The organism is Campylobacter jejuni (assembly GCF_049221745.1).
In the GTDB taxonomy this organism is placed as follows: domain Bacteria; phylum Campylobacterota; class Campylobacteria; order Campylobacterales; family Campylobacteraceae; genus Campylobacter_D; species Campylobacter_D jejuni_E.
This window is the reverse complement of sequence record NZ_JBMJAO010000001.1, coordinates 125,920-146,879: the sequence shown is the minus strand read 5'-3', so window position 1 is coordinate 146,879 and position 20,960 is coordinate 125,920. Positions and strand designations below refer to the sequence as shown.

Annotated in this window: 19 protein-coding genes, 1 tRNA gene and 2 pseudogenes; 9 read left to right on the top strand and 13 right to left on the bottom strand. The window is 29.4% G+C overall.

Features of this window, described 5'->3' with window-relative positions; genetic code table 11:
- Positions 1–37: 37 nt before the first annotated feature.
- The 4 genes and pseudogenes from ACOTU8_RS00710 to ACOTU8_RS00695 all read left to right on the top strand — a co-directional run bounded on the left by ACOTU8_RS00710 (position 38) and on the right by ACOTU8_RS00695 (position 3,963).
- Positions 38–661, top strand: coding sequence for a 5-formyltetrahydrofolate cyclo-ligase (locus ACOTU8_RS00710; RefSeq protein WP_422341357.1), 624 nt, complete (start codon positions 38–40; stop codon positions 659–661).
- Positions 585–2,138, top strand: coding sequence for a ribonuclease Y (gene rny, locus ACOTU8_RS00705; RefSeq protein WP_422341356.1), 1,554 nt, complete (start codon positions 585–587; stop codon positions 2,136–2,138). The genes ACOTU8_RS00710 and rny overlap by 77 nt, the downstream gene beginning before the upstream one ends.
- 9 nt (positions 2,139–2,147) lie before the next feature.
- Positions 2,148–2,705, top strand: a complete 558-nt coding sequence (locus ACOTU8_RS00700) for a DedA family protein (protein WP_422341355.1) — start codon at positions 2,148–2,150, stop codon at positions 2,703–2,705.
- Positions 2,705–3,963 (top strand): annotated as a pseudogene (locus ACOTU8_RS00695) (ComEC/Rec2 family competence protein). The gene ACOTU8_RS00700 and the pseudogene ACOTU8_RS00695 overlap by 1 nt, the downstream one beginning before the upstream one ends.
- Here the strand turns inward: ACOTU8_RS00695 and rbn are convergent.
- The 3 genes from rbn to ACOTU8_RS00680 are packed head-to-tail and all read right to left on the bottom strand — an operon-like array spanning position 3,907 to position 6,827.
- Entirely contained in the window at positions 3,907–4,713 is an 807-nt protein-coding gene (gene rbn, locus ACOTU8_RS00690; RefSeq protein ID WP_002933815.1) for a YihY/virulence factor BrkB family protein, read from the bottom strand. The pseudogene ACOTU8_RS00695 and the gene rbn sit on opposite strands and share 57 nt — an antisense overlap.
- 3 nt (positions 4,714–4,716) lie before the next feature.
- A complete protein-coding gene (glcD, locus tag ACOTU8_RS00685) occupies positions 4,717–6,099 on the bottom strand; it encodes an FAD-linked oxidase C-terminal domain-containing protein (RefSeq protein ID WP_422341354.1) in 1,383 nt (460 codons plus the stop codon).
- 2 nt (positions 6,100–6,101) lie between these two features.
- On the bottom strand, positions 6,102–6,827 hold the full coding sequence (locus tag ACOTU8_RS00680) for a plasminogen-binding N-terminal domain-containing protein (protein ID WP_002853792.1): 726 nt from the start codon (positions 6,825–6,827) through the stop codon (positions 6,102–6,104).
- Positions 6,828–6,949: 122 nt separating this feature from the next.
- On the opposite strand from ACOTU8_RS00680, the gene ACOTU8_RS00675 reads away from it, so the two are divergent.
- On the top strand, positions 6,950–8,110 hold the full coding sequence (locus tag ACOTU8_RS00675; protein ID WP_422341353.1) for a peptidoglycan DD-metalloendopeptidase family protein: 1,161 nt from the start codon (positions 6,950–6,952) through the stop codon (positions 8,108–8,110).
- Here the strand turns inward: ACOTU8_RS00675 and ACOTU8_RS00670 are convergent.
- Genes ACOTU8_RS00670 through ACOTU8_RS00655 form a run of 4 tightly spaced genes read right to left on the bottom strand, consistent with a single transcriptional unit; the run spans position 8,107 to position 12,116 of the window.
- A complete protein-coding gene (locus ACOTU8_RS00670; RefSeq protein ID WP_002853612.1) occupies positions 8,107–8,310 on the bottom strand; it encodes a hypothetical protein in 204 nt (67 codons plus the stop codon). The two genes, ACOTU8_RS00675 and ACOTU8_RS00670, sit on opposite strands and share 4 nt — an antisense overlap.
- Before the next feature lies 1 nt (position 8,311).
- Entirely contained in the window at positions 8,312–8,992 is a 681-nt protein-coding gene (locus ACOTU8_RS00665; protein WP_422341352.1) for a polyphenol oxidase family protein, read from the bottom strand.
- Entirely contained in the window at positions 8,956–9,567 is a 612-nt protein-coding gene (locus ACOTU8_RS00660; RefSeq protein WP_422341351.1) for a riboflavin synthase, read from the bottom strand. The genes ACOTU8_RS00665 and ACOTU8_RS00660 overlap by 37 nt, the downstream gene beginning before the upstream one ends.
- A gap of 8 nt (positions 9,568–9,575) precedes the next feature.
- Positions 9,576–12,116, bottom strand: a complete 2,541-nt coding sequence (locus tag ACOTU8_RS00655; RefSeq protein ID WP_422341350.1) for a hypothetical protein — start codon at positions 12,114–12,116, stop codon at positions 9,576–9,578.
- A 161-nt stretch (positions 12,117–12,277) separates the two neighbouring features.
- Here ACOTU8_RS00655 and groES point away from each other — a divergent pair, with 161 nt between their 5' ends.
- Both groES and groL read left to right on the top strand, forming a co-directional pair.
- Positions 12,278–12,538, top strand: coding sequence for a co-chaperone GroES (groES, locus tag ACOTU8_RS00650; protein WP_422341349.1), 261 nt, complete (start codon positions 12,278–12,280; stop codon positions 12,536–12,538).
- Between the two features lie 18 nt (positions 12,539–12,556).
- Entirely contained in the window at positions 12,557–14,194 is a 1,638-nt protein-coding gene (groL, locus tag ACOTU8_RS00645; protein WP_422341348.1) for a chaperonin GroEL, read from the top strand.
- A 42-nt stretch (positions 14,195–14,236) separates the two neighbouring features.
- On the opposite strand, the gene dccS is transcribed toward groL, so the two are convergent.
- Positions 14,237–15,427, bottom strand: coding sequence for a two-component system sensor histidine kinase DccS (gene dccS, locus ACOTU8_RS00640; RefSeq protein WP_422341347.1), 1,191 nt, complete (start codon positions 15,425–15,427; stop codon positions 14,237–14,239).
- On the bottom strand, positions 15,420–16,085 hold the full coding sequence (gene dccR, locus ACOTU8_RS00635; RefSeq protein WP_422341346.1) for a two-component system response regulator DccR: 666 nt from the start codon (positions 16,083–16,085) through the stop codon (positions 15,420–15,422). The genes dccS and dccR overlap by 8 nt, the downstream gene beginning before the upstream one ends.
- A gap of 147 nt (positions 16,086–16,232) precedes the next feature.
- Here dccR and ACOTU8_RS00630 point away from each other — a divergent pair, with 147 nt between their 5' ends.
- Positions 16,233–16,832, top strand: a complete 600-nt coding sequence (locus ACOTU8_RS00630) for a bacteriohemerythrin (RefSeq protein WP_422341345.1) — start codon at positions 16,233–16,235, stop codon at positions 16,830–16,832.
- 10 nt (positions 16,833–16,842) lie between these two features.
- Positions 16,843–17,082, top strand: a pseudogene (locus ACOTU8_RS00625) (ribbon-helix-helix domain-containing protein); the annotation flags it as partial.
- A gap of 220 nt (positions 17,083–17,302) precedes the next feature.
- Here ACOTU8_RS00625 and ACOTU8_RS00620 read toward each other — a convergent pair.
- The 4 genes from ACOTU8_RS00620 to htrA form a co-directional block, all read right to left on the bottom strand.
- A tRNA-Asn gene (locus ACOTU8_RS00620) sits at positions 17,303–17,377 on the bottom strand.
- Positions 17,378–17,468: 91 nt separating this feature from the next.
- Positions 17,469–18,716, bottom strand: a complete 1,248-nt coding sequence (locus ACOTU8_RS00615) for an ArsS family sensor histidine kinase (protein WP_422341344.1) — start codon at positions 18,714–18,716, stop codon at positions 17,469–17,471.
- Positions 18,713–19,387, bottom strand: a complete 675-nt coding sequence (locus ACOTU8_RS00610; protein WP_002777451.1) for a response regulator transcription factor — start codon at positions 19,385–19,387, stop codon at positions 18,713–18,715. The genes ACOTU8_RS00615 and ACOTU8_RS00610 overlap by 4 nt, the downstream gene beginning before the upstream one ends.
- Positions 19,388–19,462: 75 nt before the next feature.
- Positions 19,463–20,881, bottom strand: coding sequence for a serine protease HtrA (gene htrA, locus ACOTU8_RS00605; protein WP_422341343.1), 1,419 nt, complete (start codon positions 20,879–20,881; stop codon positions 19,463–19,465).
- Positions 20,882–20,960 lie beyond the last annotated feature (79 nt).

Sequence of the window (20,960 nt, the reverse complement as noted above, 5' to 3'; positions counted from 1 at the left end):
AACACATATAAGATAATATTTCTTTAAAGGCATATTAATGGAAAAAACAGATTTTAGGGCATTGCAAAAAATACGCCTTTTCAAACATTCAAAACTAAATTTCAAACAAGATTATAAAATATTTAAAGAATGTCTTAAAATAATAAAACTATTTAAAGCTAAAAATATTTTAATTTTTATTCCTTTACATTATGAACCAAACTTAATAAAATTTCGCCATATTCTTAATAAAAATTACAAACTTTTTGTTCCATTTATGCAAGATAAAAGTTTAAAAATTGTAAAATTAAGATTGCCTTTTATTAAAAAAAGGTTTGGGGTTTTAGAGCCTATGAATTCTTTTTTAAAAGTAAAAATTGATTTAGCTATTGTGCCTGTAATTGGCGTCGATAAAAATTTAAAAAGAATAGGACATGGGCAAGGTTTTTATGATAGATTTTTTGAAAATTTAAATTACAAACCTCATATAATATTTGTCCAAAGTATAGATGCTTTAAGTCAAAATAATCTAACACAAAAGCATGATATTTCAGGAAAATTATACATAAACCCTTATAAAAAATATTACAAGAAAGAAAGAAAAAATGATAGAATCACTTATCGCACTTATAGCCGCTATAGTCGGACTCGGTATAGGATATTTAGTTGCAAAAAAAATTAATGATGCCAAATATGAAATTTTCGTAGAACAAGCCAAAGCTAAAGCCAAAGCTATAGAATACGAAGCGGAGCTTATTTTAAAAGATGCAAAAAATTCAATTCTTAATGCAGAATTAGAAGTTAAAAAAAAATACGAAGAAAAAACTCACAAAATTCAAAAAGATTTTAATCAAAAATTTGATGATCTTTCTAAAAAAGAACAAAAGCTTCAGCAAGAAGAAGAAAAACTAAAAGAAGATAAAGAATACCTTTGCAAGTCACAAAAACACATTCAAGACTTACAATCTGATGTTGATAAATTAAAAAATAAATATCAAAAAAAGCTTGATGATGTTTTAAAAATTTTAGAACATTCTACAGGACTTACACAAAATGAAGCCAAAGAAATCATTCTTAAAAAAGTAGAAGAAAATTCTCGCGAGCAAATTGCACATATAGTAAGAAAATATGAAGAAGAAGCAAAAAATGAAGCCAAAAGAAAGGCTAATTTCATCATTGCTCAAGCTACTTCTCGTTTTGCAGGCGAATTTGCAGCTGAAAGACTTATCAATGTTATTAACATTAAAAACGATGAACTTAAAGGACGTATCATTGGCAAAGAAGGACGCAATGTCAAAACCTTAGAAATGGTTTTAGGGGTTGATATTATCATAGATGATACACCAGGTGCTATCATAGTGAGTTGCTTTAACCTCTATCGCCGTGCTATTGCTACAAAAGTTATAGAACTTTTAGTTGAAGATGGCAGAATTCAACCTGCACGCATAGAAGAAATTCACGAAAAAGTTTGCAAAGAATTTGATAGTGCTATTTTAGAAGAAGGTGAAACTATAGTTATGGATTTGGGTTTAAATAAAATACACCCTGAAATTATAAAACTCATAGGAAAACTCAAATATCGTGCAAGTTATGGACAAAACGCTCTAGCACACTCTTTAGAAGTGGCTCACCTTGCAGGAATTATTGCCGCTGAATGCGGTGGAGATGAAAATTTAGCACGCCGTGCAGGAATTTTACACGATATTGGAAAAGCATTAACTCATGATTTTGAAGGATCTCATGTGGATTTAGGTGCTGAACTTTGCAAACGCTATAAAGAGCATCCTGTAGTAATCAATGCTATTTACGCGCATCATGGACACGAAGAAGTTACAAGCATAGAATCAGCAGCTGTTTGTGCAGCAGACACTTTAAGTGCTGCAAGACCAGGAGCTAGGAGAGAAGTATTAGAAGCTTTCTTAAAAAGAGTCAGTGAGTTAGAAGATATCGCTAAAAGTAAAGAAGGGATTAAAAATGCCTATGCAATCAATGCCGGAAGAGAAATTCGCGTCATAGCCAATGCTCAGCTTGTTAATGATGATGAAAGTGTACTTTTGGCTAAGGAAATAGCGGCTGAAATTCAAGAAAAAATGCAATATCCTGGCGAAATTAAAGTCAATGTTATACGTGAACTTAGAGCTATAGAATACGCTAGATAAAGGTTTATTATGCAAGATATGATTGAAACTTTAATAAAATATGGTTATATTGTTTTATTCTTTTACTCTTTAGGGGGTGGAATGGTTGGAATTTTAGCTGCAGGAGTTTTAAGTTCTCAAGGAAAAATGGATCTTAGTTTTTGCATTGCTCTTGCTTTTATTGCTAATACCATAGGTTCAACTTTGCTTTTTATACTTGGAAAATATTATAAAAAAGATATTATGCCTTATTTTAAAAAACACCGACGCAAGCTAGCCCTTGCTATGATGAAAACAAAACAACACGGAATTATTTTACTTGTAACTCAAAAATTTATTTATGGTTTAAAAACTTTCATTCCTATAGCTGCAGGTATGGCAAAATATAATTTTATTAAATTTTTTATTATCAATACTCTAGCTAGTTTGGCATGGGCTATTGTTCTAGGTTTTACTGCTTATACTTTTGGGTATGTTATTGAAGCAATTTTTGATAAACTGAGTTTATATCCTTATACTGCTCCTTTATTTTTATTATTTTTAGCTGGAATAATTTGGCTTTATTTAAGTAAATTTTCCAAAAAATAATGTCTCTGCGGAATTCTTTTTTTTACTCTTTTAAAGAATTTCATTATTTATTTTTATCTCTTGTTATTATTTTTATTTTTAATATCCTTTCAGAATATAATAATTTTTTAAACTTTAAAAACCAAAAATATTACTTTATAGATAACGCTCTATTAACGCACCAATATACAAAATATAATAAAAAAAATAAAAAATACTGGGTTTTAAAGTTACAAACTGAAAACTTTATTTTTTATACTACAAGTTTTAAGGATTTAAATTTAAGCAAGAATCAACTTTTAAGTCTTAGAATTATCACCCATAATATTAATTTTAAAGACTATCTAAGCAAAAGTTTTTATGCACCTTCTTATGATTTTGAAAAATTAAAAGAAAAAGAATACAATCCCATTATATCTTACTTCTTAAATCAACATACAAATGAAAAAATTAAAGAATTTTATGGTGCTTTATTTTTTGCACTGCCCGTATCTTTAGAGCTTAGAAACGATGTAAATTACTACGGCATAGCACACCTTATAGCAATTAGCGGTTATCGCATAGGCTTGCTTTTTAGTTTAATTTTCTTTATTTTAGCTCCAATTTATAGTTTTTTCCAAAAAAGATATTTTCCTTATAGAAATTTACGTTTAGATTTAAGTATTTTAATTTTTACACTACTTTTAGCTTATGCTTGTTAATAGGATTTGTCCCTTCTTTTGTGCGCTCTTTGATTATGGCTTTTTGGGTTTTTTATCTATTGTGTAAAAATATAAAAATTATTAATTTCTTTACGCTTTTTTGTAGTATTTTATTGTGCATTTCTCTTTACCCTAGACTTTTATTTAGCATTGGATTTTTATTTTCTATTTTAGGTGTTTTTTATATTTTTTTATATATGCATCATTTTACAAATAAATTTAATAATCTTATAAATATTATTTTGCTTAATATTTGGACTTTTTTTGCTATGGTTTTACCTGTGCTTTATTTTTTTCCACTTATAAGCTACCAACAAATTTTAGGTATTATTTTGAGTGGAATTTTTGTAATATTTTATCCTTTAGTATTATTTTTGCATCTTATAAACTATGGAAATTTGCTCAATTTTATCTTAGATGAATTTTTTAAATTTAAAATTTATGGAACCAATATCCATATCCCATTTTGGATTTTTATAAGTTATCTTATTGTTTCTTTAATCTCTGTGCGATTTAAATATCTAGCTTTTCTTTGTATTTTTGCGAATTTTATTCCCTTCATTATGATTGTGATTTAGAAAATAATAGAGTTTAAGCCCAAAAAGATAAATAATCCAAGAAATATAAATCCAAATAAAAAAGAATAAAATAGTAGAAAAAGATCCATAAACACTAGCGTATGTTTTATTATATACCACATAATATACAAACAAATTTTTTCCTATATACCAAATAGCACCCGCTCCAAAAGATACTAAAGCTAAACTTTTAAGAGTTCCCTTATGAACAGAACTTGAATAAGATATAAAAAATAAACCCCAAATAATTACAAAGGGTAAAATTTCAAAAAAATTAAACCCTATTTTATAATCATCTAAAGTTTGTTGGATAAAACCTGAAATATAAAAACTAAGTCCAAGTCCTAGAGGAACAAGAGTCAAAAGAGTCCAATAAGAACTAATGCTTTGCCAAAGTCCTTTAGGCTCATTTTTAGTAATGCGATTGATTACAAAATCATAGCCTGAAAAAAAAGCTAAAGAAGTAAATGCCATAGCAATAAGACCTACAATACCCAAATTTACACTATTTTTTAAAAAAGTATCGATGTAAGTAGCAACAACGTCTTGTTGCGTTGGTATTAAAAAAGCAAAAATTACTTGCTTTGCTTTTTCATAATAAGCTTTAAAACTGGAAATTTGCGTAAAAACAGAAAAACATACAAATAAAATAGGTATTAAAGATAATACAGTATAAAAACTAAGCGCTGCTGCATAATTTAAAATTTCCTTATCACGCAAATTTAGTAAAATAGTAAAAAAATTTTTCACCTTCTAAAGCCCCATTTTAAAAGGATTAAGTATATTATTTGGATCAAAAGCTTTTTTAATGTTTCTCATTAAATTCATTTCGGCTCCAGAAAAAGCCAAATTCATAAAAGGCGCTTTAGAGAGTCCGATACCATGCTCTCCGCTTAAAGTTCCTCCAAGTTTCACTGTTAATTTAAAAATCTCTTCCACAGCTTCATAGCCTTTTTTTACCTGCTCTTTATCATTTTTATCAGGAACCATAACATTGGTATGCACATTTCCATCCCCTGTATGCCCAAAACAAGGAATTTTAAAACCATATTTTTTAGAAATCTCATCTATACCTTCAAGCAAGGCAGGTAGCTTAGAACGCGGAACTGTAATATCTTCATTAAGTTTTAAAGTTCCATATATGGCAATGCTTTGAGAGCAATTTCTTCTAGCAAACCAAATATCTGCGATTTCTTGTTCATCTTCTGCTACTTTAAATTCACTAGCTCCAGCTTCTAAAAAATAATGTTCTAAATTTCTCAAATCCTCATCAATAGCCTCTTTAACATTACCATCCACATCAGCAATCAAAATAGCGCCAGCTTCTATAGGCAAGCCTTTATTAAATTTACTCTCAACCGCTCTAATGCTAAGATTGTCTAAAAATTCCATAGATACAGGACTTACACCGCTAGCAAGACTTTTATAAACCGCATTCATAGCACTTTTTACACTTGGAAAAATAGCAAAAGCGGTTTTTTTGAATTTAGGTAAAGGTATTAATTTTAAAGTAAGCTCACTTAAAACTGCCAAAGAACCTTCGCTAGCGATTAAAATTCCTGCCAAATTATAACCTGCTACATCTTTAATGGTGCGTTTTCCTGCACGAATGATTTCTCCACTAGGCAAAACACCCCTTAAAGCCATCACATAATCTTTTGTAATGCCATATTTTGCAGCTCTCATTCCCCCAGCATTTTCACTTACATTGCCTCCTAAGCTAGAATACTCCATGCTAGCAGGGTCAGGTGGATAAAAAAGCCCGTATTTGGCTACTTCTTTTTGTAAATGTATATTAATAACCCCAGGTTGCACAACAGCCACTAAATTTTCAAGATCAATTTCTAAAATTTTATTCATATGCTTTTCAAAAGCAAGCACCACCCCGCCATTAATAGCTAAAGCTCCTCCTGTAAAACCAGATCCTGAACCTCGTGGTATGACTATGATATTATTTTCATTACAAAATTTTAAAATTTGAGCAATATCTTCTTCATTTCTTGGAAAAAGAACCCCATCGGGTAAATAATGCTTTTTTGTCGCATCATAGCTATAAGCTCTTTTGTGAATTTCATCAAAATAAGCGTTTTCTTCTCCTAAAAATCGTTTAAAATATTGTTCAAATTCTTTTTTCATATTTATTGCACCTTAGGAAGATTAATCAAAGCATCATAATATCTATAATAATTTCCTATTTCTTGAGAGTTAAAATCAAAAAAATTACTTTTATATCCACCTATACGAGAATAAAAAGGAACCTGAACGCTAGTTGGCTTGCTTATAGGCACTTCATAAAGCTTATTAAAATCTTGACAATCCACAACTTCTGCTTGATTTTCCAAAGCTACAACCAAAATACCAACTGCATTATCATCGCAAAATTGCCTAAAATCTGAACGCTTAGGTGAAAGAGTGGCCGTTCTAATTAATTGCGCTCCAAAAATATCAATATGGGTAAAATATATCTGCGGAAATTCTCTAACAAGTTCATTATAAGTTTGTTCATCAGGAGCAATTACCAATCCTCTATCATAAAGAAAATTTAAAACAACCTCATCACCTACTTTAGGTAAAACATTTGGTAAAGGCAAGGCATCTTGCTTAAGAGCTGAAAAAACACTAAATTCTAATTTCGCCAAACCATTTTTTTTATCTATAACACTTGCTCTAGCGATAATACTTTGCGAATTGCTAAAATGTTGTACTACTACGCCACTTGAATAAAGTTTTATATCATCACTATCTTTAATATAACCATAAATATCATCAACTTTTACAAGTTCGCTTTTTATAGGCTTTAAATCAAATCCAACCGCAAAGAGGCTAAGGTTTAAAGCTAAAAAACACACTATAGTTTTAAACAAATTTGCTCCTTAAATAAAAATTTATAGAATTATAATCCTTTTTTGTTAAGCAATTGTAAGAAAAATAAAGTAAAATATAGCTTTCAAAATTTCAAAATTCTTTTAAAAATTAAGGTTATCTCATGAAAAAATTATTACTTTTATTTATTTTTGTTATTCAAAGTTTTGCAGCTTTAAATGTTGAAGAGCTAACTTGGGACAATGGAGATACCTTGCTTAAATTCTTACAAAGAAATTCCATACCTATGTCGCTTTATTATGGACTTGATAGAGAAGATCAAGAGCTTGCTTCTGATATAGCCTATAAAATAAAATATCAAGTTTTAAAAGATGAAAACAACAATATAGAACAAGTTTTAATTCCAATTAGTGATGATTTACAAATTCATATCTATAAAGATAAAGATGGACAATACACTCTTGCTTTTACTCCTGTATCTTATCAAAAAGAAGATAGAATTTTACATTTAACCATTAAAAGCTCTGCTTATCAAGATGTCTATGAAGAAAGCGGTAGCAGTACTTTAGCTCGTGCTATGGTTCGTGCTTTTCGAAGAAGTATAAATTTTCGCAATATCCAAAAAGGTGATGAAGTAACCCTATATTATGAACAAAAAAGACGCATGGGTAAACTTTGGGGTGATATAAATATAAAAATGGCAATAGTAGAAATCAATAAAAGCGCTAGAGAAGTCTTTTCTTATAATGATATATTCTACGATCGCGATGGCAAAGAATTAGAATCTTTTTTACTTACAAAACCTGTGAACTACACTAGAATTTCCTCTCCTTTTACAACAGCAAGATATCATCCTATATTAAAACGCTATCGCGCCCATCTTGGTATAGACTATGCTGCGCCTACTGGAACACCTGTAAAAAGTGCTGGCAAAGGAGTAGTAACCTTTATAGGCACAAAAGGTGGTTATGGAAATGTAATTCAAATCAAGCATGACTCAGGTTATATGACTTTATATGGTCATCTTAGTCGTTTTGCAAAGATTAAAAACGGACAAAAAATAAATCAAGGACAAGTAATTGCATATGTTGGTTCAACAGGTATGAGCACAGGTCCTCATTTGCATTTTGGAGTATATTTAAATAATAAAGCTATAAATCCTGCATCTGTTGTAAAAATCGCCAAATCAGAACTTAACGGAAAAGCAAAAGAGAATTTTAAACATATTATAGCTGGATACGAGCAGGTTGTTAAAGAAGCCCTAGCCTCGAATCAACCTAATCCTCCAAAAGAAGAAGATTTTGAAAACTATATAGAATTTTAATTACTCAATAACGCTTTATCTTTTGCATTGATTAAAGAATTTAGAAGAGTTGCAAGCTCTTCTTTTTCTTTTTCATTAATTTCACAAAAATCTGCATCAATCAATTGTTTTACCAAAGCTTCATTTAACAAATCCCCATCGCCAAATTCTCTAGCTTTTTGAATGATTTTTAACACCCTTAAATCTTTTCTTTCATACATTTTAATCCTTCAAATAAACCACACTCACAAAACGCTTAGTCGTTTTATCACGACGATAAGAAAAAAAGCTCTTATCACCAAAGCTACAAATTCCACAATCTTTAATATTTTCAATGCCTAAATTTTGCGCTTGAAATTTTACTAAAGCTTTTAAATCAAGTTTATTGTCTTGAACAAATTCTTTAAATTCTTTTTTGGCAAATTCTAAAATTTCTCCATCTATTTCATAATTTTTAGCACAAATTCCAGGTAGGATAAAAAGATGAAATTTATTCTTATCTAAATGTGAATTTTGCATAGTAATTTGATCAACGCATTCTTTTAGGATATTTTCAAAGCTTCCTTTTCTACCTGAATGCAAAGCTGCTATAATGCCATTTTCGTGATATAAAATCAAAGGCAGACAATCCGCACTTAAAACACAAAGAGCGATATTTTTTTCTTTACTTATAAGCCCATCGCAGCTAAGATTTTTTAAATTTTCATCATAAATAATAACTTTATGAGAGTGAATTTGATCCATAAAAACACATTTTTCAATATTTTTAAAACCTAAATGAGAAAATAAATTCTCATTATAAACCTTAGCTCTAAAAATATTATAATCCTTATCAAAAGCGCAAAAAATACTGACTTTATCATTTTCTAATAAAGATAAGAAATTCTTTCCACTTCTTCCCATGACAATCCTTTGTTTTTACCTTGTAATTGTGCATAAATATAACGAGCAAGCAAATCGCTTTCTATATTTATTTTTCTACTTACTTGATAGTCTTTAAAAAGCGTTTCTTTAAAAGTAATAGGAATAATAGTAAGCCTAATACCATTTTTTAAAATTTCATTGATGGTAAGGCTTACCCCATCAACAGCTATACTCCCTTTTACTACCATAAATTTCATAGCTTCTTTGGGTAAAGATATATGAAAATCCACTCCATTTTCATCTTTTTGAATTTTTTCAAGTATGCCGATAAAATCAATATGTCCTTGCATAAGATGTCCATCAATTCTATCGCCATATCTTAAAGCAGGTTCTATATGAACTTTATCTTTTAAATTTTCTATAGCTATATGAGTGCGACTTTCACGAGAAAGTTCCACTTCAAAACCTCCTTCATAAAGTTTTGTCACACTCAAACAAGCTCCATTTACGGCTATACTATCGCCAAGATTTGGGCGATATTTTGCTTTTAAGCTTAAAGTATTGTTTTGATAAGATTGAACTTTAGCAATTTCTCTTATGAGTCCATTAAACATTTTTTACCTTAAAAAATCTTATTTAATAATTTATTCACCGCTTTATCTACTTTATCACCTGTACTTTTAGCACCATCACTCACACCGCCACCTACTACATTTTTAATAGAATTTAACACACTTCCTGCATTTAAATTTACTTTAGGATTTTCCGTAGTTCCTGTAATACTTCCTTTAAAATTAGCCCTATCGAGTTTAATATCAAAAGGCAAATTTAAAGCTCCACTTTTAGAATTTAAAACTCCTGATTGTACTAAAATATAAGAACGATCTGCTTGCATATTAAGATCAAGCTTGATATTTTCTTTTTTAATCAAAGTTTTAACATTAGCAGTGCGATAAACATCATTTGTAATATCTTTTAGCATTAAAATTTTTAAAGCATTAGTAATAAGACTTGGTTTTAATTTACCCTCTTTCATATCCAAATTAACCTCGCCTTCTTCGCTTAAAAGATTGTAATTTGCCTTCACATCTGCTTTACCTTGATAAACATCCATAAAATCCAAACCTTGAGCTAGACTACTTAAATCCACTCCGTTTAAATCGGCAAGTAAAAGGTTATCTTTAAGCGTACTTTGAAGCCTACCTTCAAATAAATTTGGACTATTTACAACAAAATTTAAATTCTTATCAAAACCTACCTTTCCATTAAATTCTGCCTTGCCTTTAAGTTTTCTATCCAATAAAAAGCCTAGTTTTGAAAAATCATTTATCTTTAGATTAAAATCCGAATTTAAAAGCATTTTGCTTATATCAAAACTTCCTTGTAGTTTTGTAAGATCAGCTAAAGATGAATTTAAAACAGAATCAAATTGAGCGATATTGTTTTTAAAATTAATTTTAGTATTTAAATCATAGCTTGTATTGTTTGGAAAATTTTTATTTAAAATTTTACTTAAAGTTGCAGCATTTAAAATGCCTTTAGCTTCTAAATTTGCTTTACCATTAAGGTTGTTAAAATCGATATTATCTAAATTAACTTTTGCATTAATAATCCCACTGGCGTAATTTGGCATACCTGCTATAACAAAAAGTTTAGATAAATCAAGTTTATCAATGTTTAAATCAAGTTTTTTACCATTTGAATCAACCTTGATTACACCATCTGCCAAATTTGCATTTGCATTTAAATTTTGTATTTGAGTGCCTACAATATGAGCTTTTGCATTAAGATTTGCCTTACCTTGTAATTTTTGCCCTGCTATAGCACTAAACTGAGACAAGTCATCAATAAAAGCATTTAAATCTGTATTTAACTCACTGTTTTTTAAATTATAAGTTCCTTGAAGTTTTTTGATATTAAGCAAATTTGAAGCAAGTAAAGCATTGTAAGAAATATTGCTATTTTTTGCATTTGCTTTAGCATCAAGACTAAAAATTGCATTTGGAAGTTCTATTTTAGCTATTTTTTTAAGCTCATTGGTGTTAATCTTTGCATTGTTTATTTTTGCTTCAAGATCGAAATTAGAAAAATCCAAATCCGCATTTAGAAGTTTAGCATTTAAATTTCCAGAAACCAAAGCTCCATATCCTGCAAGAGCTAATAATTTTTCCAAGCTTGCTTCATTAATATCTGCAAAAATTTTATTATTTTTCAAACTTGCCTTTACCTCACCACCAAGTCCGATAACTTGAGCATTGAAACTTGATAAGGCATTATTTACAACACTTGTTTGACCTATCACACCCAAACTACCATTTAGTCTAGTTTTTGTAAGTTTTTCAAGCTTTGCAAGAGAAGGAATGCTTAAATTAAAATCCGTACTTAAAGTATTCTTACTAATATCATAAAGAGTTTTTTGGATTTGTAAGTTAAGATAATCATTATAAATTTTACTTACAGCATAAATCTTATCTTCTTTAACATTGGCCAAAATTTCTACTTTAGGATTAGAATTTAAAGGCAAGTCTAAAGAAAAATCTTTTTTTATCGCCTCATAGTTTATATAATTTGTATCAAGTTTTATGATAATATTTCCATCAGGTTTTAAATTCTGTGCTGAAATTTTTGCTTGAGCATTTAAAAAACCTTTAGCGTAACTAGGGTAAGATAAAAGATGAAGTATTTCTTCTATCTTAAGATTTTGTGCATCTAAATTTAAAGCAATAGGGCTGTAATTATACATTCTTGCATTTAAAAGTACATTTGAACCTAACAAATAACCCTTTCCATCTAAAGTAAAATCACTTGCTTTACCTTGAATTTTACCGCCAAAAGAAAGGTTTTGATTTAAATTTAAACCTAAATTTTTAGCATAATTTTGATTTAAAGAGATGATATAATCAAGATCAAACCCAAGTTTAAAAGGGCTCAAAGCTCCTTTAAGATTAAAATCTGCCATATTTGCGATATTTGCTTGCAATTCAAGACTTGAAAAACGCAAATTAAAATGCGTGATATTTACATCCAATCCTGCACTTTCTTTGATCTTTTTTTGCGCTATATTTGCCATTATATTATTACCAAAACTTGTGAAAAGTATGGTATAAATAACAATTAAAAGTACAACAACAAAAGCTATAGCTCCATAAAAAATCTTTTTCATTTTTATCCTTTAGTTTATTTTATAAAATAACTTTAGTCTATAAAACTAAACTTTTATAAATATTTTAATTTAAAGTATTGACAAAATTCATTTTTTATAGTATGATATTATCACTCTAAATAAAAGAGTGCTAAAATCAATATTTTTAAGGATGGACAAAAATGAATTTTCAACCTTTAGGAAAGCGTGTTCTAGTTAAACGCGTAGAAGAAACTAAAACAACAGCCTCAGGCATAATTATACCAGATAATGCTAAAGAAAAACCTTTAATGGGTGAAGTAGTAGCAGTAAGCAAAGAAATTGCTGATATCGCAAATGGTGATAAAATCGTATTTGCCAAATACGGCGGAACAGAAATCAAACTTGACAATAGTGAATATTTAGTTTTAAATTTAGATGATATTTTAGGAATTTTAAAATAATTTATAAAAGGATAGAAAATGGCAAAAGAAATTATTTTTTCAGATGAAGCAAGAAACAAACTTTACGAAGGTGTTAAAAAACTTAACGATGCAGTAAAAGTAACAATGGGACCACGTGGGCGCAATGTTTTAATCCAAAAAAGCTTTGGTGCTCCAAGTATTACTAAAGATGGCGTAAGTGTTGCTAAAGAAGTAGAACTTAAAGATAGTCTTCAAAATATGGGTGCTTCACTTGTAAGAGAAGTAGCGAGTAAAACAGCTGATCAAGCAGGCGATGGAACAACTACTGCAACGGTTTTAGCTCATGCAATTTTCAAAGAAGGTTTAAGAAATATCACAGCAGGTGCAAATCCTATCGAAGTAAAACGAGGTATGGATAAAGCTTGCGAAGCTATAGTAGCAGAACTTAAAAAACTTTCTCGTGAAGTAAAAGATAAAAAAGAAATTGCACAAGTTGCTACAATTTCAGCCAACTCTGATGAAAAAATCGGAAATTTAATCGCTGATGCTATGGAAAAAGTGGGTAAAGATGGTGTTATCACTGTTGAAGAGGCAAAATCAATCAATGATGAATTAAATGTAGTTGAAGGTATGCAATTTGATAGAGGTTATTTAAGCCCTTATTTTATCACTAATGCAGAAAAAATGACAGTAGAACTTTCAAGCCCTTATATCCTGCTTTTTGATAAAAAAATTGCAAATTTAAAAGATTTATTACCGGTTTTAGAACAAATTCAAAAAACAGGCAAGCCACTTTTAATTATCGCTGAAGATATTGAAGGTGAAGCACTTGCAACTTTGGTTGTAAATAAACTTCGCGGTGTTCTTAATATTTCAGCAGTAAAAGCTCCAGGTTTTGGCGATAGAAGAAAAGCTATGCTTGAAGATATAGCGATTTTAACAGGCGGAGAAGTGATTTCTGAAGAACTTGGAAGAACTCTTGAAAGTGCAACTATACAAGATCTTGGACAAGCTTCTAGTGTAATCATCGATAAAGACAATACAACCATAGTAAATGGCGCAGGTGAAAAAGCAAATATCGATGCAAGAATAAATCAAATCAAAGCACAAATTGCTGAAACAACTTCAGATTATGATAGAGAAAAATTACAAGAAAGACTTGCAAAATTAAGTGGCGGTGTTGCAGTTATTAAAGTAGGTGCAGCAACTGAAACTGAAATGAAAGAGAAAAAAGATCGCGTTGATGATGCTTTAAGTGCTACTAAAGCAGCAGTTGAAGAAGGTATAGTAATCGGTGGTGGTGCAGCGCTTATCAAAGCAAAAGCTAAAATCAAACTTGATTTAAAAGGTGATGAAGCAATCGGCGCAGCTATCGTTGAAAGAGCTTTAAGAGCACCTTTAAGACAAATTGCTGAAAATGCAGGATTTGATGCAGGTGTGGTTGTAAATAGCGTAGAAAATGCCAAAGATGAAAATACAGGATTTGATGCTGCAAAAGGTGAATATGTTAATATGCTCGAAAGTGGAATTATCGATCCTGTTAAAGTAGAAAGAGTAGCTTTACTCAATGCAGTTTCTGTAGCTAGTATGCTTTTAACCACAGAAGCAACAATTAGCGAAATTAAAGAAGATAAACCTGCTATGCCAGATATGAGCGGTATGGGAGGAATGGGTGGCATGGGCGGAATGATGTAATATCTGCTCTAATCTCTTATCAGCAAGGAAAATCCTTGCTGATTACCAATTTAATTTAAAAACACTCCCTTGATTTTCTATAGATTTACAAATAATCTTAATATTATTATCATCACAAACTTTTTTTACCAAAGAAAGCCCTATGCCAAATCCTCCTTGATCGGTATTAAATCTTGTATACCTATCAAAAATATGATTTAAATTTGACTTTGAAATTCCACAACCTGTATCCGCAATACTTAAAAAATTGGCTTTTAAAATTATAGAAATTACCCCACCTTTTTTATTGTATTTAATAGCATTGCTTATAAGATTATCAATCAATTTAGAAATTTGACTTTTAGGAGCAAAAATATTTGCTTGATTTAAATCAAGCTTTAGCATAATTTTTTTTTGATCAAAAAATACTTTAAAATATTCCAATCTTTCTTCAAGTAGTATTCTTAAATCAAATTTTTGTTTTTCTGTTTCTAAAGTATTAGGGAAATTATAAAAAACAAGATCAGAATACACTTGAGACAAACTTTTTGCAGCAAGCTTAATCCTTGTAAATTTAGCATTATCTCCTAAATTTTGATGCTCAAGTTGTTCTATACTCATCAAAATAACACTTAATGGGGTATTGAGCTCATGAGTTGAATCTTTAATAAAACGATTTAGTGTGCTGATTTTATCCTCTAAAGGCTTTAGAGCAATTTTTACTAAAATATAAGATATTAAGCCCAATATACAAAAAGCCATAATAGTAAAACCAAAAACTTTCGTTCTAATCCAAAAAAGATCTTTGCCAACATCTTCACCCTGTATTAAAATTTGCAAACCATCGTTAGTATTTACTTCTTCATTGCTAGCATGTCTTAGAAAATAATGATCCGCACTCATAGGAGCAAGGAAAAAAACCTTATTATCGCAAATACCTCTACCTTTAAGCTCTATCTTTGCTTTTCTTAAATCAAAATCTATATTACTAAAAATAATCTTTTTAGCATCAAATATAGCAAATTTTAATGCTGTGCTTTGAGCAATATTTTTTGCACTTATATCTATAGGGGTGAAACGAGAATTTAAGATGCTTATAACAATATTTCTATGATTTTCTCTTAAAGTGGCACCCTTTAAAACAACCAATTCTTCATATAATTTTTGATACCATAATGCAAACAAAATAGTTAAAAAAATACCTGTAGTTGTTAAGTAGATTAATAAAATTTGCCTAATAACTTTTTTAGCCATAGCAATATCCTCTGCCTCTTTGATTTATAATTTTTTCTTTTCCCAAAATTTTACGTAAATTTTTCACATAAGCCCTTAAACTTAACTCACTAGGCTCCTCATCATAATCCCAGAGTTCTTCAAAAATTCTCTCTGTGCTTAAAAAGTTGTTTTTATTTTTAAGCAATAAAGACAAAAGTTTAATTTCTTTACTCGGTAAAGTCAAGGCTTTATTATTATGGTAAAGAATTTGTGCAGTAAATTCAAATCTAAATCCGTCCCCTAAATCTTCAAAATCTTCATTTTTATGTGAAAAAGCTCTTTTAAGCAAAGCTTTAACTCTAATAGATAATTCGGCAAGTTCAAAAGGTTTTTTTATATAATCATCACAACCTGCATCAAAGCCTTGTTTTAAATCGTTTGTTGTGTTTAAAGAAGTCATGAAAATTGCTGGGGTCTGCTTTCCACTTTTTCGCAATTCTTTAAGCAATGAAAATCCATCCCCTAAAGGAACTTTTACATCTAAAATCCAAAGATCAAAATATCTTTCATAAGCCATATCTAAAGCTTCTTGCGCATTATCGCATAAAAATACTTCATATCCTTCATCGTTTAAAAACTCTTCAATGATCTCACTCAAGCTCAAATCATCTTCTAAAAGTAAAATTTTAGCAGCCATAATTTAAATCTTTCTAACTTCAAATCTCTTAAATATATATCATTGTATCAAAATTCTTATCAATTATTTAATAAAATTTCATTTTTATTTAATTTATTTTTATCTATAATCCTTTTATATAAATAAATTTTTCCTTAAGGAGTTAAAATGCTTCCAAAATGGGATAACAGCTATAGTGTGCACAATGCTAAAATTGATGAGCAACATAAAAAGCTTTTTGAACTTGCTGCAAAAGTTGAAGTTGTATCAGATAGATCTGTAAGTAAAAATGAAGTCAAAGAGCTTCTAGCTGAATTTTTTAATTATATGAAAGATCACTTTAATGATGAAGAAAAATACATGCAGCTAATAGGCTATCCAAATTTAGAAGAACATCGAAAAACACATAAAGAAATCATTCAAACCATGATTAATTTAATCAAAGATATCAAATCAACCAATGATCTTAAAGAAAAACTTTATATAGTCGCTAAAAAGTGGCTTTTAGAGCACATACTATATGAAGACATGAAAGTTGAAAAATGGAGAAGTTCTTCTTTATCTACAGATGATGGTGGTGATGTTAGCTTTGAAGCAGCAGAAGATGAAGATAATGAGCGTCCACAATTTTATCTTTACACTTGTAATTGTCCAAGTAAATTTCATGATGTTCCTTATAATATTCATCAAAAAATAGAACTACAAGGTCACAAATTTACTTGTAAAACTTGTAAACAAGCTATAAAATTTTATAAAAAACATTCTTAAGGAGGATAAAATGAAATACAATGTAAAAACTTATTCTTTTAGAATGCCTTTAGAGCTTAAGGAGCGTTTGGATAATTTAAGTAAAAATCTTTCTAAGCCAAAATCAGCCATAGTAAAAGAAGCCATAGAGGCTTATCTTAATGAAGTTGAAGATTTTTCTTTTGCTGTTAATGCCCTAGAAGAACTTAAAGATGGGGATTATCAAAAGGCGAGTAAAAAAATAGACAAGATTGTCAAAAACCTCCAAGAAGATTCTAACGATAACGAACTTGGTGATTTTGATTTTGCTATTGAAGCCCTAGAAGAACTTAAAGATGGGGATTATCAAAAGGCGAGTAAAAAAATAGACAAGATTGTCAAAAACCTTAAACAAATAAAATAAAAACTTTATCACAATTTTTTGTGATAAAGACTTATTAATTTTTTATATTAAAATACATTTATGAATATTAAAAATGGAGTTAAAAAAGTGGCTCCGGATGTAGGATTCGAACCTACGACCAATCGGTTAACAGCCGACTACTCTACCGCTGAGCTAATCCGGAATATTTAAAAGTAAAATGTGATTATAGTGAAATTAAAAAACTTTGTCAAGGGTTTTTGCACAAAAATGCATTTTTTATGCAAAAAATTAATTTACTCCTTAACAATAACACTTTTTAAATTTCTAAAATAAAACAAATTTACCCCATCTTCATATAAATAATCAAGCTTCATTCCATGTGTTTCTAAAATAGTATTTACAATATAAAGCCCTAATCCAAAACTTGATTTTTGTTTTGATCCTTGAGTAAAAGCTTGAGTATAGTATTCTAAAGTATTGTTAAGCTCAGGACCACGATTTTTAAAACAAATATAATCATCTATAATATCAATTTGCACAAACCCATCTTCAGAATGTTTAATACCATTATCTATCATATTTTTAATCGCTGTAGTAAAAAGTTTAAAATCCACATTTACAAAAAAACTTTCCTCCATAAAAATACGTATATTGCTATCATCTCGCATTGCAATTTCTTTGGCTTCATCCAAAACATCCAAAATATTATATTTCTTTCTATTTATAAAAGCTGCACCTGAAGTAATTTGTTCAATTGCAGCAAATTCATTAATTAAAATTTCAAGCCTAGTAAAAACTCCATTTAGTCGTTCTTTATATTTATTATCTTCTATCATTTCTAAGGTTAAAAGACCTTTGGTAATAGGAGTTTTGAGTTCATGCATAATATTTCTTAAGAAAAACTGACGAGATTGGTTTAACTTCCGAATTTGAACAATGGCTTGATAAAAAGCTTCACTTACTTGCGAAATTTCATCCACTCCAGTGCTTACATCTTCTATATCATTAAGCTTTCCTTGGGCAAATTTATCAATTTGTTTTTTAAGTCTTTTAAGTGGTTTTAATTTTTTAAATATATAAATATAAAGCAACACAAGAATACAAATCACAGCTACAGCTATAGCTTTGATAATAAAATACCTATAGGTTTGATAATCTTGATCTTTATAAAGATAGACTTTTCCATCATAAATGATATTTAAATATACTTGTCTATTATAAGAAATAATCTCGATCAAGCCATTATTAACCTCAACTCTAGCCAAAACTTCACCCCTAAAAAGAATTCTACGAATTTGTTTTGCTTCTATTATTTCATCCATTTTATTATAATTTTTTGTCTGCTCTTCAAATTCTTTTTCACTGATAACTCCTGCAAAATTTAAAAGCCTTGCATTAGCTATCAAAGAATATTTAGTGTTTAATTCTCTAGTATAATTTTGTTGATCGTATTCTATAAGCCACAAAAAACCGAGTATAACACTAACTCCAGCAAAAATAAAAATAAAAGTTATAGTATAAAAAATTGAAGATTTGTTCATTGAGTAAGTTTATAACCTATTCCACGGATAGAATGAATATATTTTGGAGTTTTTGGATCATCTCCCATTTTTTGACGAATTCTACTAATAATAACATCTATACTTTTATTACTAGAATCTTCACTAATAGAAGAACAATTATAAACAAGTTCTTCACGACTTACTACCCCACCCTCTTTTTTAATCAAATAGCTTAAAATATCAAATTCAGCATTAGTTAAAGTAAGTTCTTGTCCTTTCATGGTAATAATATGTTTATATTGATCATAAACAAGATCTTTTACACTTTTTGCTATAGCACTTTTTGTATTTGAAATACGTCTTAAATGACTTTTAATACGTGCTTGTAATTCTTTTGGATTATAAGGTTTTGGTAAATAATCATCTGCTCCAAGCTCTAAAGCATTAACCTTATCTGTAATATCATGTCTTGCACTTGAAATAATAATAGGCGTATCATACTTTTTACGAATCTCTTCACACACTTCAAGCCCATCAAGCCCTGGCAAAGAAAGGTCTAAAATGATAAGCTGATACTCTTTTAATGCGAGCTTAGAAAGGCCTATATAAGGTTCATGTGCTATATCAACTTTCATATCAAATTTTTCCAAATATTCAGCTGTAATTTCTGCTAATTCTAAATCATCTTCTATCATAAGGATATTTGTCATAGTTTTCCTTTATTTTAAAGTTAATTTTAATTTTAAACTAAAATTTATAACGAAAGGAAAATCCTTCCGTTATTTTTATTTAAGCACAAGTAAAGTTGCAAAGCCATTGCGATATACCCAAACTTTAATAAATTCTTTTTTATTAACTTGTTTTAAGGCTTGTTCTAAATCTTTTAGATTTTTAATTTCACTTTGTCCAATACCTATGATAATATCACCCTCTTGGAAACCAGAATTTTTTCCTTTGCTCTTTTCTTTAACACTATCAACCAAAACACCATTAACATCTTTTGGAATTTGCAAACGATCCTTAAGTCTTGGATCTAAATTTCTCAAACTCAGACCATCAATCAGATCATTTTGCATACCTTTAGGGTTTTCTTTTTCACCTTTAAGGGTAAAACTTGTTTGTTTATTTTCCCCATCTCTTTCATAATTTAATGAAATTTTTTGACCAATCTCTAAAGTTCCTATATAATTTTTAAGATCAATAGGACTTTTTATAACCTTATCATTAACTTTAGTAACTAAATCTCCACGCTTAAGCCCTGCTTCATCAGCACTTGAACCTTTTTGAACATCAGTGATTAAAGCTCCTTCTTGATTTTTGTAAGCTTTTTTAGTATCACCTTGCAAAGCTGAAATAGTCACACCCAAAAATCCTCTATCAATCTTGCCTTTTTCAATAAGTTTTTTAGCTATATCTTTAACCATATTTGAAGGTATAGCAAAGCCTATGCCGTTATTTCCACCGCCACGAGAAAGAATAGCTGAATTAATACCTACTAAATATCCACGACTATCCACCAAAGCTCCGCCTGAATTTCCTGGATTAATAGAAGCATCTGTTTGTATAAAATTTTCATATTGATTTAAGCCTATATTGTCTTTGTTTAAAGCAGATATTATCCCACTTGTAACGCTAAAACCAACTCCAAAAGGATTTCCAAGTGCAAAAACAACATCTCCTTCCATTAAATCATCAGAATTTGTAAAAGTAATAGCTGAAAGATTATTAGCCTCTATTTTTATAACAGCCAAATCTGTTTTTGGATCTTTACCTATAAGTTTTGCTTTATATTCTGTATCGCTTCCTGGTAAATTTACTGCAATCGTATCAGCATCATCTACAACATGATTATTAGTTACTATATAACCATCTTTTGAAATAATCACTCCTGATCCTAAAGAACTTACTACTTCTTTATCATTTTTTCCTTTTCTTTGAGGAAAATCAAAATCAAAAAATTGTTTAAAATAAGGATCATTAAAAAAATCATCCAAAGGGCTTGGACGATTCGCTCTTGTAATAGTTTTTGCAGTGGAAATATTAACCACTGATTTTTTTGCATCTTTAATAGAATCATGATAAGAAAGCACTGCATTTCCAGCAGCAGGATTCACACGATTAGCCATCGTAGTTGATTCGTTAAAATTAATACTTGCAGCAAATAAAGCACTCGCTAAACTTAATGATAAAAAAATCTTTTTCATTTTCATTTCCTTTTGTTTTTAAAGATAAATTATCTCGTAAAATATTTTACTGTCTTCATAGTATAAAACCGAAAATTTA

What these genes read in the sequence shown, in the direction of transcription:
- groES (WP_422341349.1), top strand. Translation starts at nt 12,278, where the DNA reads ATGAATTTTCAACCTTTAGGAAAGCGTGTTCTAGTTAAACGCGTAGAA.
- ACOTU8_RS00700 (WP_422341355.1), top strand. Translation starts at nt 2,148, where the DNA reads ATGCAAGATATGATTGAAACTTTAATAAAATATGGTTATATTGTTTTA.
- ACOTU8_RS00630 (WP_422341345.1), top strand. Translation starts at nt 16,233, where the DNA reads ATGCTTCCAAAATGGGATAACAGCTATAGTGTGCACAATGCTAAAATT.
- groL (WP_422341348.1), top strand. Translation starts at nt 12,557, where the DNA reads ATGGCAAAAGAAATTATTTTTTCAGATGAAGCAAGAAACAAACTTTAC.
- dccS (WP_422341347.1), bottom strand. Translation starts at nt 15,427, where the DNA reads ATGGCTAAAAAAGTTATTAGGCAAATTTTATTAATCTACTTAACAACT.
- ACOTU8_RS00610 (WP_002777451.1), bottom strand. Translation starts at nt 19,387, where the DNA reads ATGACAAATATCCTTATGATAGAAGATGATTTAGAATTAGCAGAAATT.
- ACOTU8_RS00665 (WP_422341352.1), bottom strand. Translation starts at nt 8,992, where the DNA reads ATGGGAAGAAGTGGAAAGAATTTCTTATCTTTATTAGAAAATGATAAA.
- rny (WP_422341356.1), top strand. Translation starts at nt 585, where the DNA reads ATGATAGAATCACTTATCGCACTTATAGCCGCTATAGTCGGACTCGGT.
- ACOTU8_RS00675 (WP_422341353.1), top strand. Translation starts at nt 6,950, where the DNA reads ATGAAAAAATTATTACTTTTATTTATTTTTGTTATTCAAAGTTTTGCA.
- dccR (WP_422341346.1), bottom strand. Translation starts at nt 16,085, where the DNA reads ATGGCTGCTAAAATTTTACTTTTAGAAGATGATTTGAGCTTGAGTGAG.
- htrA (WP_422341343.1), bottom strand. Translation starts at nt 20,881, where the DNA reads ATGAAAAAGATTTTTTTATCATTAAGTTTAGCGAGTGCTTTATTTGCT.
- ACOTU8_RS00660 (WP_422341351.1), bottom strand. Translation starts at nt 9,567, where the DNA reads ATGTTTAATGGACTCATAAGAGAAATTGCTAAAGTTCAATCTTATCAA.
- glcD (WP_422341354.1), bottom strand. Translation starts at nt 6,099, where the DNA reads ATGAAAAAAGAATTTGAACAATATTTTAAACGATTTTTAGGAGAAGAA.
- ACOTU8_RS00655 (WP_422341350.1), bottom strand. Translation starts at nt 12,116, where the DNA reads ATGAAAAAGATTTTTTATGGAGCTATAGCTTTTGTTGTTGTACTTTTA.
- ACOTU8_RS00615 (WP_422341344.1), bottom strand. Translation starts at nt 18,716, where the DNA reads ATGAACAAATCTTCAATTTTTTATACTATAACTTTTATTTTTATTTTT.
- ACOTU8_RS00710 (WP_422341357.1), top strand. Translation starts at nt 38, where the DNA reads ATGGAAAAAACAGATTTTAGGGCATTGCAAAAAATACGCCTTTTCAAA.
- ACOTU8_RS00670 (WP_002853612.1), bottom strand. Translation starts at nt 8,310, where the DNA reads ATGTATGAAAGAAAAGATTTAAGGGTGTTAAAAATCATTCAAAAAGCT.